Annotated in this window: 17 protein-coding genes; 1 reads left to right on the top strand and 16 read right to left on the bottom strand. The window is 28.2% G+C overall.

The genetic code is table 11. From position 1 onward, the window contains the following. Position 1: 1 nt before the first annotated feature. From spoIIIAA to dapF, 16 genes are all read right to left on the bottom strand, one after another. A complete protein-coding gene (gene spoIIIAA / locus CKL_RS05995; RefSeq protein ID WP_012101599.1) occupies positions 2–919 on the bottom strand; it encodes a stage III sporulation protein AA in 918 nt (305 codons plus the stop codon). A 160-nt stretch (positions 920–1079) separates the two neighbouring features. Beyond that, positions 1080–1478 carry a CD1247 N-terminal domain-containing protein gene (locus CKL_RS05990; RefSeq protein WP_012101598.1) on the bottom strand — a complete coding sequence of 133 codons (399 nt, stop codon included), beginning with the start codon at positions 1476–1478 and terminating at the stop codon, positions 1080–1082. Between the two features lie 39 nt (positions 1479–1517). Continuing rightward, positions 1518–2075 carry an elongation factor P gene (gene efp, locus CKL_RS05985; RefSeq protein WP_012101597.1) on the bottom strand — a complete coding sequence of 186 codons (558 nt, stop codon included), beginning with the start codon at positions 2073–2075 and terminating at the stop codon, positions 1518–1520. Positions 2076–2337: 262 nt separating this feature from the next. Beyond that, positions 2338–3414 carry a M24 family metallopeptidase gene (locus tag CKL_RS05980; RefSeq protein ID WP_012101596.1) on the bottom strand — a complete coding sequence of 359 codons (1077 nt, stop codon included), beginning with the start codon at positions 3412–3414 and terminating at the stop codon, positions 2338–2340. 329 nt (positions 3415–3743) lie between these two features. After that, on the bottom strand, positions 3744–4154 hold the full coding sequence (locus CKL_RS05975) for a hypothetical protein (RefSeq protein WP_012101595.1): 411 nt from the start codon (positions 4152–4154) through the stop codon (positions 3744–3746). A gap of 30 nt (positions 4155–4184) precedes the next feature. Then, positions 4185–4628: a hypothetical protein gene (locus CKL_RS05970; protein ID WP_012101594.1), complete on the bottom strand. Its 444-nt coding sequence runs from the start codon at positions 4626–4628 to the stop codon at positions 4185–4187. A 67-nt stretch (positions 4629–4695) separates the two neighbouring features. Continuing rightward, a complete protein-coding gene (locus CKL_RS05965; RefSeq protein WP_012101593.1) occupies positions 4696–5433 on the bottom strand; it encodes a hypothetical protein in 738 nt (245 codons plus the stop codon). 3 nt (positions 5434–5436) lie between these two features. Then, positions 5437–5781, bottom strand: a complete 345-nt coding sequence (locus tag CKL_RS05960; RefSeq protein ID WP_012101592.1) for a hypothetical protein — start codon at positions 5779–5781, stop codon at positions 5437–5439. A gap of 56 nt (positions 5782–5837) precedes the next feature. Beyond that, positions 5838–6335, bottom strand: coding sequence for a ComGF family competence protein (locus CKL_RS05955; RefSeq protein ID WP_081427962.1), 498 nt, complete (start codon positions 6333–6335; stop codon positions 5838–5840). Continuing rightward, positions 6304–6774, bottom strand: a complete 471-nt coding sequence (locus tag CKL_RS05950; protein WP_242652537.1) for a type IV pilus modification PilV family protein — start codon at positions 6772–6774, stop codon at positions 6304–6306. The genes CKL_RS05955 and CKL_RS05950 overlap by 32 nt, the downstream gene beginning before the upstream one ends. A 1-nt stretch (position 6775) precedes the next feature. Continuing rightward, positions 6776–7225: a type II secretion system protein gene (locus tag CKL_RS05945; RefSeq protein WP_012101589.1), complete on the bottom strand. Its 450-nt coding sequence runs from the start codon at positions 7223–7225 to the stop codon at positions 6776–6778. A gap of 30 nt (positions 7226–7255) precedes the next feature. Next, entirely contained in the window at positions 7256–7666 is a 411-nt protein-coding gene (locus CKL_RS05940; RefSeq protein ID WP_012101588.1) for a type II secretion system protein, read from the bottom strand. 102 nt (positions 7667–7768) lie between these two features. After that, entirely contained in the window at positions 7769–8779 is a 1011-nt protein-coding gene (locus CKL_RS05935; RefSeq protein WP_278184196.1) for a type II secretion system F family protein, read from the bottom strand. 199 nt (positions 8780–8978) lie between these two features. Next, a complete protein-coding gene (locus tag CKL_RS05930) occupies positions 8979–10487 on the bottom strand; it encodes a GspE/PulE family protein (protein ID WP_012620356.1) in 1509 nt (502 codons plus the stop codon). Positions 10488–10602: 115 nt separating this feature from the next. Continuing rightward, entirely contained in the window at positions 10603–11688 is a 1086-nt protein-coding gene (locus CKL_RS05925) for a TolB-like translocation protein (protein WP_012101585.1), read from the bottom strand. Further along, positions 11688–12512: a diaminopimelate epimerase gene (dapF, locus tag CKL_RS05920; RefSeq protein ID WP_012101584.1), complete on the bottom strand. Its 825-nt coding sequence runs from the start codon at positions 12510–12512 to the stop codon at positions 11688–11690. The genes CKL_RS05925 and dapF overlap by 1 nt, the downstream gene beginning before the upstream one ends. Before the next feature lie 156 nt (positions 12513–12668). Here dapF and CKL_RS05915 point away from each other — a divergent pair, with 156 nt between their 5' ends. After that, on the top strand, positions 12669–14414 hold the full coding sequence (locus CKL_RS05915) for an Rqc2 family fibronectin-binding protein (protein ID WP_012101583.1): 1746 nt from the start codon (positions 12669–12671) through the stop codon (positions 14412–14414). The last annotated feature ends 43 nt before the right edge of the window (positions 14415–14457 follow it).

Raw genomic sequence — 14457 nt, 5'->3', positions numbered from 1 at the left:
TTTATGACCTCCATATTACTGAGTCATTTGAAAAATTATATATATATTCTACTGTGCCGGAGCCCTCTCTGCTGCTTAATACCACGGCTCTTTTAAATACCTTATTCTCAACTATTTCCTTAAACACAGGTCTGCTGTACAAATCTTCTGTTCCATAGCCATGAATAGTAGTAATTAAATTTACTCCAGAATTCAGAGCAGTTAAAATACTATCCATATCCTTATAAGTTCCAATCTCATCACAAACTATAACCTCTGGAGACATGCTTCTAATGGCCATAATTATACCCTGACTTTTAGGACATCCATCTAATATATCTGTTCTCATGCCCACATTTAATTGAGGCATTCCATTAAAACAAGCTCCTATCTCACTTCTTTCATCTATTACACAGACCTTTTTTCCTGTAAGCCCTACGTTTTTTATTCCTTGAGAAATATTTCTTACAATATCTCTTATAAGGGTAGTCTTTCCACACTTAGGTGGAGAAATTATTATAGTATTTATTACTTTATCCTTTTTTAAAATAAACTTCATAATAGAATCAGAACATCCTATAATCTCTCTACATATCCTTATATTTATGGATGCAATATCTTTTATGGTTTTTACCTCATTCTTTTCGATAATACACCTTCCACATATGCCAACTCTATGTCCCCCTCTAATAGTTATATATCCCTGTTTAATTTCTTCTTCAAAGGCATAAATGGAATAATTACTCATTCTTTGAACTATCACCTTTAAATCTTCTAATTTAGGTATATATTGAACTACAACTTCTTTTCTGCCCAGCTGCATTATTAAAGGTTTATTTGTCCTTATTCTTATTTCTTGCAAATCAGGGGATTTTATCAAATCTCCTAAGGCCCTTTTTAAGTTTTCAGGTATAATATTTAAAATTTCTTTAGTATCCATATTTTTCATCTCCTTTCTTTTATATTAATTTTTATTTTTACTTTCCACGAATTATTCCATATAAATAAAAAAATAAAAAATACCACCAAGATCCATGAACCTTGGTGGTATTTTTTATCCGAATGCTGCCATTCTTCAAAGTGGAAGATAAGAATGCAATCTATACTTCATCTTTTACATCATCATCTTTAATATATATATTGTTGTGGCAATTTGGACATGTTAACTCTTTTCTTCTTTCTAATATATCTTTATCCACATATACCGTATCATTGCAATTGGGACACTGAATTTCTGTAAAATTTTCTCCTTCATCTTTATAAGCCTCGTAATCATCATCATATAAGTTATCTTGAAGATCTGCCAGATCTTTATTCATACAATCTATATAAGCCCTCATATCCTTCTGGTCTTCAGATATGTTCTCTATTTCCTCTGCTATACTTTTAAGCACATCTACAATTTCTATAATAACTTTTCCGTCATTAGTATTTTTATCAATTTTTAATCCGTCTACTAAACCTTTAAGATAAGATACTTTAGATATAATAGAATGCATGATACCACATCCTTAAATTTATTTTGCCATTAGTATTTCCTAAACTCTTTCCATATATTCTCCACTTCTTGTATCAACTCTTATAGTTTCTCCTTGATTTACAAATATAGGTACTGACACAACTGCTCCTGTTTCAAGAGTAGCTGGCTTTAACACATTTGTAGCAGTATTTCCCTTAACTCCTGGTTCTGTATGGGTTACCTGAAGTTCAACAAAGTTTGGAGCTTCCACAGAAAATGCCTCTCCTTTATAAAACTTTATTATAGCAAACATGTTCTCTTTTAAAAATTTTATTGCTTCCTGTACCTTTGCATATTCTAGTGGAATTTGCTCAAAAGTTTCCTGATCCATAAAATAATATAATTCTCCATCTGAATACAAGTACTGCATTTCTTTTCTCTCTATAACTGCTTCTTGCAACTTGGCACTGGGATTAAAAGTAGTATCAGTAACTGATCCCGTTATAACATTTCTAAGTTTTGTCCTTACAAATGCTGCTCCTTTACCTGGTTTTACATGAAGAAAGTCTACTACTGTATACACTTGTCCATCTTGTTCAAAAGTAGTTCCTTTTCTTAAATCTCCTGCTGATATCATTATATCCATGCCGTCATGTAAACTTAGATCATATGAATTTTAAGCTTACTTTCCTCTTCATAGTGTATCGATTTCGCAATTAGCTAATTTCGGTCTGGTCTTACACTCCAAGGACATAAATTCGGATGTACATCACCCTACATAATCAACATATAAAATGTTGATACAACGGCTTTAACCCCTTTCTCATTCTTATTCGACCTTTTTCAATTTTTATCTGGTTTTGTGATCTATTATAATAATATAATATTATATTATATAATTACCCTATACATATTAGCTCTTTTGAGGATTTTGATAGGACCTTTCCTCCTTTTTCTGTAACTACTAGTAAATCTTCTATTCTGACTCCTCCAAAATGTGGTATATATATTCCTGGTTCATCCGTAACTACCATACCCACTTCTAACTTATTCTTATTCTTAAATGATATGGTAGGTGCTTCATGAATTTGTCTTCCTACTCCATGTCCTAGGCCATGGCCAAAATACTTTCCATAACCTTCCCCTTCTATATAGTCCCTAGCTGTACTGTCTACATCTGCAGCAGATATTCCAGGCTTATATTCCTTTAGAGCCAATTGTTGAGCTTCCAGCACAATATTGTATATTTTTAACATTTTTTGTGTTGGCTCGCCTATTACAACTGTTCTTGTCATATCAGAACAGTACTCGTCAAATATGCATCCAAAGTCTAATGTCAAAAACTCGCCTTTATTTATAATTTTATCTGTTGCTTCCCCATGTGGGAGACTGGATCTTATTCCAGATGCAACTATAGACGGAAAAGACAACTCTTTAGCTCCTAATTTTTTCATATAAAATTCTAACTCTAAACCTATTTCCCTCTCTGTCATACCGCATTTTATAAATTTTATTATATGTTCAAAAGCCTTATCTGCAATCTCAGCTGCCTTTTGTATTGATTTTATTTCAAATTCATCTTTTACTGTCCTTAATTTTTCTATAATTCCATCCATAGGAACAAATTCACATTGTAATTTATTAGTATAAAGAGTATATTGACTGTAGGAAAGTATGTTTTCTTCAAATCCAATTCTTTTAACATCTATTTTATTTAACAAGTCATTTAGAAAATCTATAAGAGAAACACCTCTGCCGTATTCTACCACTTCATAATCTTTAACTTGCTGCATGGCCTGTTCTGTAAATCTTGAATCAGTTATAAAAAAAGCTTTATCACAAGTTATAACAGAAAAACTCTCATTTCCTGTGAATCCACTTAAATAATTTCTATTGGCATCTCCTACCAACAAGACCCCATCAATGTCCTTTTTCCTCATGGCCTTTCTTAATTTCTCAATTCTTTTTTTGAACACTTAAATTACCCCCTTTTCTCTAATAGGGAATAACACTTTTGTACATATTAAACCTTTACCTATGGGACTTTTATTACTCCCTTAAAATTTAAAAACCACTACTCACCAAATAACAGCAAATACAGCGAACCTTTATGCTGAAAAATGCCGTAAGTTGTATTAAAAACTGTACTAAACAACCCTACAGTATTACCTTAAACAATGTTATTTTATCAAAACTAATGATTATTTGCAAACATATTATTTAAACATATTTAAATAAAAACTAATAAATATTTTTATTTAACACTACATTATACATTGTATATTATCTGTAAATTCAGAAAATATTACTCATTTCTCCTAAATTTTATATCTGCTACTACTTTCATATTATCTAACTCCTCCTGTTGAATTCTAATACTTGATATATTATAGAAATTATCACTATTTTTAATTTGCGTTAAAATATTCTTTACTTTATTTTTATCTCCTATTATTTCAGCCTGAAGCGACAGGCTTTCACTATTGGAATTTGTAAAGTTTAGTATATTAAGATTTTCTATATTATTTAATTCACTTAAAATTTCTGCACAGCTTATTTTATAGTTCTTTTTAACTTCTTTTTTCTCTAACAATTGAAGTTTATTATCTTGATATTTTATAAGAGAAACAACTTTATAATTTTTTACCAAAAGTGTACCACCTATACAAATTAAAAATATTATAATAACTCTATATAAATTATTTACCTTATTCATAGTTAATATTCCACCTTAATTCAAATAGAATCACTTTAAAAACAAGCTTATTTTCCAATTTGTACTTTCTTCCTTATCATTTCCTAAACAACTAAAGTTTTTTACCACGAATTTATTAGAATTTTCCATGTCTTTAATTAAAGAAAAACACTCTTGTTCTCTTCCCATTATATCTATTTCTATGTTTCTGTTTTCAATATTTATACTTTTAAAACTTTTTTCTTTAGATATATAATCACAAAAATCCATGAAACTTTTAATAGTATTATCTCCGCTGTATTGTGACTTCCCTATAGAAGTATGCTCTTTCAATTTATTTTCTATGCTGCTGAGTTTATCTCTATTTATTGAATATATATTGAATATTATAATATTAAAAATTAAAATTATTAAAATAAAAACTTTCAGATTTTTATTTTTTTTATTTTCTCTATTTTGTATATACCAGTATGGTAAAAAATATAGGTTTTTCATAATTAAAATTGCCCCTCTTGAATTCAAACATATTTAAATTTTAGTGTATATTAATAGGGTTTATATATTATTTAATACTAAAACTTCCCAAATCCTTGCAAGTATAATTTTTATATAAAGCTTTTATTATGTCTTTATATAAGAAATCCACAAATACTATGGTAGAAAACTTAATTTTGGGGATTAGAATATTTAATTTAAATTTAAATTCTTCCAAAATCCCTAAAAATTCTTCTTTAATAATTATATTTTTAAATACATTATTAAATACAACCTTATCATCTTCACAAGCCATAAGATACAAGGTATCCTCTTTAATTAAAGTAAATATATAATTTCCCTTTCCCAATTTATCTTTATAAGTTGACCAAATATAAAATTGAATAGGCATTATTCCTCTAATGTTACCTCCTTTATCATCACATACTTTTGCTATGTTCATATTGCTCCAATTCATACAAAAAACAATTAACCCTAAGCTGTGTTTACTATGCTTAACTATTTCATAGGAAAACATTATATTATCCATATTTTTAAATCTACTCTTTAATTCATTTCTTACAACTCTATTAAGACTTTCTCTTTTCATTTTAGGTAAATCCATGTATGTTATATATATCTCCTCTCCATGGACCAATATACATAATCTTTTGTTTTTTAAATTGACTTTAATATCTTGAAGTTTATTTGAAAAAATAATTCTTTTTTTACTTCTATTAAATAAATTTATGAAAAAAATTTTTTTATATATTTCTCTATAAATTATGTTTTTTCCTCCTACCTCTAAAAATGATTTTTGCCACATATTTCAATCTCCTTTCTTAAAGGAATAATCTATACAACTAAATACCACATCCTTACCTTTTATTTCATATTCAAAAGTTTCCTGTTTGTAAAAATCCCCATCAATCACATATTCAATAATAAAACAATCTGTATTTCCATCATAATAAATGCAGGATTCCTCAAAATATATTTTAAAATTACCTAAAGAACTCATATACTCTTTCACATTAGTCGTCTCACATAATATAGTTTCACATATATACTGATTTAATTCAGTGAGAAGATATTCCTTATATTTCTCTGTTATATTAATTTTAAAAGTTTGTTTATGTGTGTCTACTGCATTAGATCTGATATTCATTTCCATACTATAGCATCCAAGTGAAATAAGAATGCAAATACACCCTATAAATAGCACATATACTAATATGAATCCTCTCTTAACTTCTCTCTTTCTATGGCAAAGCATCTCCTATAAGGCTCACCTCTCTTCATCTTTATAGATACATAGAATACTTTCTCCTGTCTTTCAAGCTGAAAATTCTCTATATTCTTCAATATGTTATTTACACTAGATGAATTAACGGCCCCATAAGAAATTACAATTGCAGTGCCTTTATTTTTCTTTATATAATCATACCCTTTATTGTCATATCTTCTTAGAATTATCATATTATCTTTTATATCTACATACTTTGCATTTTTTATTTCACTTTCAATTATAATGAATGCTTCATTTACATAAAAATTCTCTCTGCTATAATTTATTTCTTCTCTATGTAACTTCATGTACTTTGATAGGGCAGTTATTGGAAGATTAATTATTATGCCTATTAATGATAGAACCATAACCATTTCTATAATTGTAAAGCCCTTTTTAATCTTTATCTTATTTTTTATAGTTTCCCTTATAGAATTCACACTCCCGAACTTTTATACTACCATATATATTCTCATAAAATTGTAAATTCACCTTTAAAACTTCTGCTCCTGATATACTTAAAACAACATAAGGCTCCTCATCAGGTACTGCATCTGAGACTAAATTAATTAGATTATTATCCTTAATACTGTGGAAATTTAAATCATTACAGCTTATATATCTTTTATTCATACTATTTAAATACATAATTTCATCATAACTGCAATTGTAAATAATATTATTTTTAATATACTCCATAATTAAAATGGAGTTATATAAATCTTTATTATATTTTTTTACTTTGAATGAATTTAACTGTATAGAGACAGCTGTCATGAACAATATTGAAAAAATTGTTATACTGCATAACACTTCAATTAAAGTAAATCCTTTTTTAATCAATATTCTATCTTTTTTAAAATACTGTTTATACTGCACTTTAATATTTGAATTCCACATAAGCTGTTCCAACGCACATGGTAAGACAATGCATCTCTCCTTTTCTATCTTTAAATTTTATACTGCAGGCATCTGCAGTGATACCCCTATTATCTATTTTTATTCTATTGTCATTACTTACTTGATTTAAAGTAAAGCCCTCTGGTAATTCCATTTTAAATATTTCTTCCAAGCCACTACTGAAAGTTATATTCCCATCTTTTACATTAAAATATATGTATCCCCCTTGTTTACCTTTATCCCTGCAATAAATCTTAGAATTATTTATAAAATTTATGATTCTATTGCCCGTTAAATCAACATCTATTCTATTTTTCATACTGCTGAAAGCTCCCATATTAATTAGAGTAAAGCTTAAAAGTATGGAAAATAAACCTATTACTAGAATCAATTCTATAAGGGTAAATCCTTTTAACTTAATCTCAAGCATTATAAATTATCTCCTTGGAATAAATTTAATCTATTTAGGGTATATTTGTTTTTCTCCCTGCTTCACTATACAGGAATTACCTTTTGCATCTATCTCTAATGTATATGTATTTTCATGACTTTTATAATTTACTGTTATAAATTGAGTATTGCTCGAATTCTCTTGAATCTGTAGATTTTCTGCAGAAGTAAGTTCCGATACATAACTTTTTACATCTTCTTCATTGAAATTTCCCTCGTTATCTCCATAACTGGCCATAGCTGCTGTATGAATCTGTTTAGCTGTATTTATTGCCTTAGTAGTCTTTACCTTGTTTTGATACGATGAAAATTTGGGAATCAAAAACCCTAAAAGAATTAAGATTATTGCCACTACAAGCATAAGTTCTATAAGTGTGAATCCTTCTCTTTTCCAGTTCTTAAATACTTTTGTTCTTCTCATGTTCCACCTCCTTTCCTTTTTAATCAAGTGATTCTTGGGTTCAAATACAGTCTGCTATAGAAGAGTATTAGCTAATTCTGGCGTTCAGACAAGAAATGCATATTATAAAGTAGTATCCATTATGCTGAAAATTGGCATAAGAGCTGCTATGACAAATATCCCTACAAATAATGATAAAAATATTATTACGACAGGTTCTATAACCTTAGTCAATCTTTTAAAACACCTATTTATATCGTTTTCAAACAATTCTTCAAGACTTGAAAATATTTCTTCCATTTCACCTGCAGCCTCACCTGTTTTAATAAGTGATAAAAATATACTGTCATTTATCTGCAATCTATTTAAAGCACTATATATACCTTCTCCCTGCTCCATACATCTTACACACTGTTCTACCCTTTCAGTCATAACTTTACTTTCTAACAATCCTCCTGTAATTCTTAAAGCTTTAACTATATTTATTCCTGACTTCATAAGTATGGACATGGAAGAACATATTTTAAAAATGATTAAGTTTATGTATATTTTTCTTAAATAAGGAATTTTCATTTTAATACTTTCTGAAACTTTTTCCACCTTATCATTTTTACTAAATTTATATAATAAAATTGCCGCTAGTATGGACACTATACATATTTTCATATAGTGGTGTCTTAAAAATTCACAACTATATATTACTGCCTTAGTTAAAATAGGCACTTCTCCTCCTGCAGACAGGATGATATCTACAAATTGGGGGATTATTTTAGTCATCAAATATATCATTACAATGATGCTTGTTATTAAAATTAACAAAGGATATGTAAGGGCATTCTTTACAGCAGCCATTATATTATATTGTTTTTCATAATAAGAGGATAATCTTTTTAATATTTCCTCCAGTCTCCCTGCTTCTTCCCCAATTTTAACAGTCTCAATCATAAATTGTGGAAATATGTTTTTAACTTTCTTCATACTTTCATGTATGCTATTGCCCTTTATAACATCTTCTTTTACAGTTTTTAAAGCCACTTTAAGCCTACTTTTATTGTATTGAGTCTCTAAAATTTCAAATGCCTTAAATAAAGGTATACCCGTATTTAGCATAAGACTTAATTGACTGCATAAAATGCTTATGTCTAATACATTAGTTCTTTTTAATAAGAATTCTCTATATTTTTTTACAAAGGCTTGCTTATATATAAAATAATTCTTTTCTTTTAAATCATATGTAAGCTTTTCAAATTCAAATTCCTCACAATAACCCCTAATTTTTTCTCCACTTTTATTAAGTGCCCAATATTTTATTATATTTTACCACCTCATTTCACTAAAAACTTATCCTTAGAAACTCTTCATAAGTAGTAACCCCTGATTTAATAAGCTCTATACAATTCTGCTTAAGTGAAACCATATTTGATTGTTTAACCTTTTCTCTAATATTAGCAATATTATTTTTTAAACATCCTTTTTCAATGTGGCCACTATGGACTATTTCATAGGCCACTGTCCTTCCCTTATATCCCGTATAATTGCATTTTATGCATCCTTCTCCCCTATACAGTACATCTGTAGAAAGCAAATTTAATTCTTTAACTTCTCTAGATGAAGGCACATATTTAGTCTTACAATAGGGACATATTTTTCTAACTAATCTCTGAGATATTATTCCTATTAATGCGTCTTCAATGAAATACTCCGCTATACCCATATCCTTAAGCCTTACTATGGATTCCAAGGCATCATTTGTATGAAGTGTACTTATAACTAGATGACCTGTTACTGCTGCTCTTATGGCTATATGTGCTGTTTCTTCATCCCTTATCTCTCCAAGCATTATTACATCTGGATCCTGTCTTAATATGCTTCTAAGCCCTTTGGCAAAATCCAGCCCTATTTTACTATTTACATTTACCTGATTTATATTTTCCACAGTATATTCCACAGGATCCTCTATGCTTACTATATTCTTTTCATATTTATCCATAGTATTTAAAATAGAATACAGAGTTGTAGATTTACCAGAACCAGTGGGACCTACTGCTAAAATGAGTCCATGACCTTTAGAAATCATATTTCTTATTTTTTTTTCATCTTGTTTTAAAAAGCCCAGAGTATTTAAGTGTTTTATACCTTCATCTTTGTATAAAATTCTTATAACTATTTTTTCCCCATATATAGTGGGAAGTGTAGAAACTCTCAAATCATAGTTTAGTTTTTGTTTAACATATTTTATTTTGCCATCTTGAGGCATTCTTTTTTCTGCTATATTCATATCTGCCATTATTTTTATTCTGGTGCATAAAAGTGGATATACATTTAGAGGAATTTTAATATACTCCCCTATTATTCCATCTATCCTCATCCTTATAGTTACACTGCTCTGAAAGGGCTCTATATGCAGGTCGCTGGCTCTTTCGTCTATTGCTTTATCTATTATATAATTAATGGCCTTTACCACTGGAGAATTTTGAAATTTATTTCCGTAAGATGTGAAGTTCATTGTCAATTCTGAAATGTCTTTATGAAATTTTATGTCTTTTAAGGCAAGATCTAAGTTTTGTCTGCAATAATAAGTATTTATTAACTGGTATATTTTCTTTTGATTTGATTTGAAAAATAATAATTCACTGCCCAATATAAATTTTAGCTCTTCTATTAATGGAAAATTTAATTTTTTACCTATGACTATCATAAATTTTTCATTAACCTTTTTTAAAGCTATCAAGCAATTATCCCTAGCTATTTCTTCTGGTATCTTTTTAACTATTTCTGTGTCTAAAACAACATCTTCAATATCTATATATTTTAATTCCACAGAAAACATTATACCTCTCACTTTCTATTAATTTATATACCTGAAATTATATCCATCATATAATTTTTTAAACATTTATTTTAAAATTAAAATAATAAAAAGTACAGTAAATAAATTTTCACAGTACTTTTTATTATTAATTAAATCTTATTTTACTTCTATCTCCATAAATATTATAATTTCCTTCATGATCCGATATAATATTTATGGATTTTTCATGTATATCATACATAAATATCTCTCCGCTGCTTTCCTCACTTTCAAACCCTACAAAATACACATTACCATTTTCATCTCTAGACATTTCTGAAGAAATTTTGATATTTTCAGGAAAATCATATGTAATCCTTTTTAATTCATAGTTATCAGCCGTAAATTTATATACTGCTGTACCCTTTTCTCCCACATTTGCAAAGAAAAATATGGTTTTATTTTCTTCTTCTGACAGAGATTTATATATTTCTCCAAAGTCATCACTTAAAAGTTTGAATTTCTTATTTTTATCTTCATAATAATATAAATATAAACTCTCTCCCATTCTTGAAAGAAATAATAAATTATTTCCCAAAGAAGTAAAATAGATACAATACCCTTTAGTATCTTCTAAATAAACTTGTTCCTTAGAGGTATTTAAATCATATATATATATCTTATCAGAATTTTTTTTATTTTCCATACTACCATAATATATTATTCTATGATCATCAAGCCATCTATATAGATTACCTGAAACTAATACATTAGAGTTAAGTTTTACATATTTTTTACCTTTTAAATCATATATCTTCATTCCCTGTGCACTAGCTGGTGAATCATTTTTAAAGGTCCTATAGGCGATTTTATCTCCAGAAGAATTTAATTTTATATCCACAGCAGAAAAAAAATCTTTAATTTTAGTTTTAACTCCCTTATCTATTACTATTATTTCATTACCAGCCGATTGCCCCACAGCATCCTTATCAACTAAATATATATAGAGAGATTTTTCTTTGTCATATAATACTTGCGCTGCATCATCAGTTGTTCCATTTTCATACAAGTTATAATTATCAACATTATATACCTTTTTTTCATTTTCATTACTTTCAGTTACAATAGTACTAGAATAATTAGGTATTTTTACTTTTTCAGTTTCATCTTCTCTTTTATTAACACATCCAGTCAAAGTAACATTCACAATAAATAGCACCATAAAAAGTATAACTTTTTTAAAATATTGCATTAAATATCATATTCCCCTTTAAAAGAAATTGCTGCAGGACCTGTCATAAACACGCTATTATCATCTTTTATTTCTACTAACAGTATTCCTCCTGGCACTGAAACTTTAACTTCTTTTCCTGTAAGGCCAATTTTATTGGCAGCCACAACACAGGCACAACTTCCCGTGCCACAGGCCAAAGTAGGTCCTGCACCTCTCTCCCAGGTTTTCACTTTTACTTCTTTTTCATTTACAATTTCACAAAAGTTAACATTAGTTCCCTGGGTAAACACAGGATATTTTTCAATGTACTCCCCCTCGGCCACATCGTAATCTTCAAGCTTACCAAATATAACTGTATGAGGAACTCCCATAAATAAAGTAGTTATAATATAATTTTTATTTTTAATTTTTACTTCTTTTTCTATAACTTCTTCTTTAAACTCAACGGGTACTTTTCTCGGAGCAAAAGAGGGCATTCCCATATCAATGGTAATTTCTTCTGCTTTTCCATTTTTTATGGTTACAACGGCCTCCTTTATTCCATCTCCTGTTTCAATTTTTAAAATCTTATCCTTTACTAGATTCTCTTCCCATATATATTTTGCAAAACATCTTATTCCATTTCCGCACATGGATGCGTAGGATCCATCTGAATTTATTATTACCATTTTAATAGATGCAATATCACTATTTCTCACTATTAATACTCCATCTGCTCCTATACCAAAATGTCTATTACAAAGTCTTAAGGCAAGTTCTTCTTCTTTTCCTAAAAATCTATTTTCTCTATCATCAATAACTATAAAGTCATTTCCTGTTCCATGCATTTTAGTAAATTTCATTTTTATGTTTCGCCCTCCTATAAAAATACACTAAATATTTCAAATTAAGTTTACTACTGTATTACCCTTTTATCAACAATAATTTTGTAACTTTATTTTAAAAATTTAAAATGATATAATCTATTAAATATACAACTATACGGGAGGATGAACCTTATGGCCTTAGATGGTATTTTTATACACAGCATTTTGCAAGAATTAAAATCAAAGTTATTGGGAGGAAAGGTTGAAAAAGTAAATCAACCAGAAAAAGATGAAATAATATTGACTATTAGAAATGAAAAAACACCCTATAAATTATTAATAAGTTCTAGTTCAATATATCCTAAAATACATATTACGGATAAAAATAAAAAAAATCCCCTGCAGCCTCCTATGTTCTGTATGATTTTAAGAAAATATTTGAATTCATCAAAATTAATTAATATATCCCAATTGGATACAGATAGGGTAATATTTTTAGACTTTCAAAGCTTAAATGAATTAGGTTTTGACAACATATATACCCTAGTCATAGAAATAATGGGAAAACACAGCAATATAACTTTAATTCGTAAAAAAGACACTATAATTATGGATAGTATAAAACATATAACACCAGAAATTAATTCTATCAGATCCTTATTTCCTGGAATTAAATATATTTTTCCGCCTATTTCCAATAAATTAAATCCTTTTTGTTATAAGAGAGAAGAATTCAAACATGTACTGCAAAAAATGAAATTCTTAGATACTAAATCTTTTTCTAAAATATTTACAGGTGTAAGTACTTCTTTTTCAAAAGAACTATATTACATGCTATCTGAATTAAAGTTATCTGAACTGGATATTTTTAAAGAATCAACTATAACTGTCTTACATGGTTTCTGCAGCAAAATTTTTTCTGAGTTTAAAAATAACGAGTTTTATTTTGCCTATTACACTAAAGATGGAAAAATGAAAGACTTCTACTGCAGCAAATTGACTTATTTAAAAGATTGCATGGAAGTACATTATTCTACTCCTTCCAAACTTATAGATGATTTTTACTATGAAAAGGATAAAGCAGACAGATTGAACAGCAAAAGTTCTGATATGCAGAAACTAATAAATATAAACTTAGAACGATGTAATAAAAAAGTTAAAATTTTAATGGAGAATTTAAAGGATTGTAAAAATAAGGATACATATAGAATACAAGGAGAGCTACTTACTTCAAATATTTACAATATACATAAAGGAGATTCCAAAGTAAAAGTTCAAAATTATTATAGTAATATATTAGAATATATAACCATAAAATTAGATATAAACAAGACACCTTCTGAAAATATTCAAAGCTATTTCAAAAAATATAATAAACTAAAGAAAACAGAAAAAGCAGCTGAAGAACAATTAAAAATAGCTAAAGAAGAAATTGAATACTTAAATTCTGTATTTATAAATATAAAAAATTCTGACAGCTATGAGCATATTGAAGAAATAAAAAGAGAACTTATGGAAACAGGATATATTAAATTTAAAAAATCAACAAATAAGAAAAAAATTAAAGCTTCCAAACCTGCAAAATTTATATCAAGTGACGGTATAGAAATATACGTAGGTAAAAACAACCTGCAAAATGACTACCTTACTTTAAAATTTGCAGACAAAAGAGACTTATGGTTTCATACAAAAAATACTGCAGGTTCCCATGTAATAGTAAAAAATTTTGGTAAAGTTCCAGACAAAACTCTGGAAGAAGCTGCTAGTCTTGCTGCCTATTACAGCAAAGCCCGAAATTCTTCAAAAGTAGCTGTAGATTATACGGAGGTTAGAAATATGCATAAGCCAAATGGAGCTAAACCTGGAATGGTAATATACTACTCCAATAAAACTATATACATAACCCCTGAGAAACCTTCTATTGAGCAAATAGACTAAATTCAAAAATTCATGAAAAACTTGCAATCACCTATAAACTATC

It is taken from the genome of Clostridium kluyveri DSM 555 (assembly GCF_000016505.1).
Lineage (GTDB): Bacteria > Bacillota > Clostridia > Clostridiales > Clostridiaceae > Clostridium_B > Clostridium_B kluyveri.
The sequence above is the reverse complement of the archived record's forward strand: the minus strand, read 5'-3'. Positions and strand labels throughout refer to the sequence as shown.

Coding starts and splice junctions, on each gene's coding strand:
- spoIIIAA (WP_012101599.1), bottom strand. CDS start 919: ATGGATACTAAAGAAATTTTAAATATTATACCTGAAAACTTAAAAAGG.
- CKL_RS05990 (WP_012101598.1), bottom strand. CDS start 1,478: ATGCATTCTATTATATCTAAAGTATCTTATCTTAAAGGTTTAGTAGAC.
- efp (WP_012101597.1), bottom strand. CDS start 2,075: ATGATATCAGCAGGAGATTTAAGAAAAGGAACTACTTTTGAACAAGAT.
- CKL_RS05975 (WP_012101595.1), bottom strand. CDS start 4,154: ATGAATAAGGTAAATAATTTATATAGAGTTATTATAATATTTTTAATT.
- CKL_RS05970 (WP_012101594.1), bottom strand. CDS start 4,628: ATGAAAAACCTATATTTTTTACCATACTGGTATATACAAAATAGAGAA.
- CKL_RS05965 (WP_012101593.1), bottom strand. CDS start 5,433: ATGTGGCAAAAATCATTTTTAGAGGTAGGAGGAAAAAACATAATTTAT.
- CKL_RS05960 (WP_012101592.1), bottom strand. CDS start 5,781: ATGGAAATGAATATCAGATCTAATGCAGTAGACACACATAAACAAACT.
- CKL_RS05945 (WP_012101589.1), bottom strand. CDS start 7,225: ATGCTTGAGATTAAGTTAAAAGGATTTACCCTTATAGAATTGATTCTA.
- CKL_RS05940 (WP_012101588.1), bottom strand. CDS start 7,666: ATGAGAAGAACAAAAGTATTTAAGAACTGGAAAAGAGAAGGATTCACA.
- CKL_RS05925 (WP_012101585.1), bottom strand. CDS start 11,688: ATGCAATATTTTAAAAAAGTTATACTTTTTATGGTGCTATTTATTGTG.
- dapF (WP_012101584.1), bottom strand. CDS start 12,512: ATGAAATTTACTAAAATGCATGGAACAGGAAATGACTTTATAGTTATT.
- CKL_RS05915 (WP_012101583.1), top strand. CDS start 12,669: ATGGCCTTAGATGGTATTTTTATACACAGCATTTTGCAAGAATTAAAA.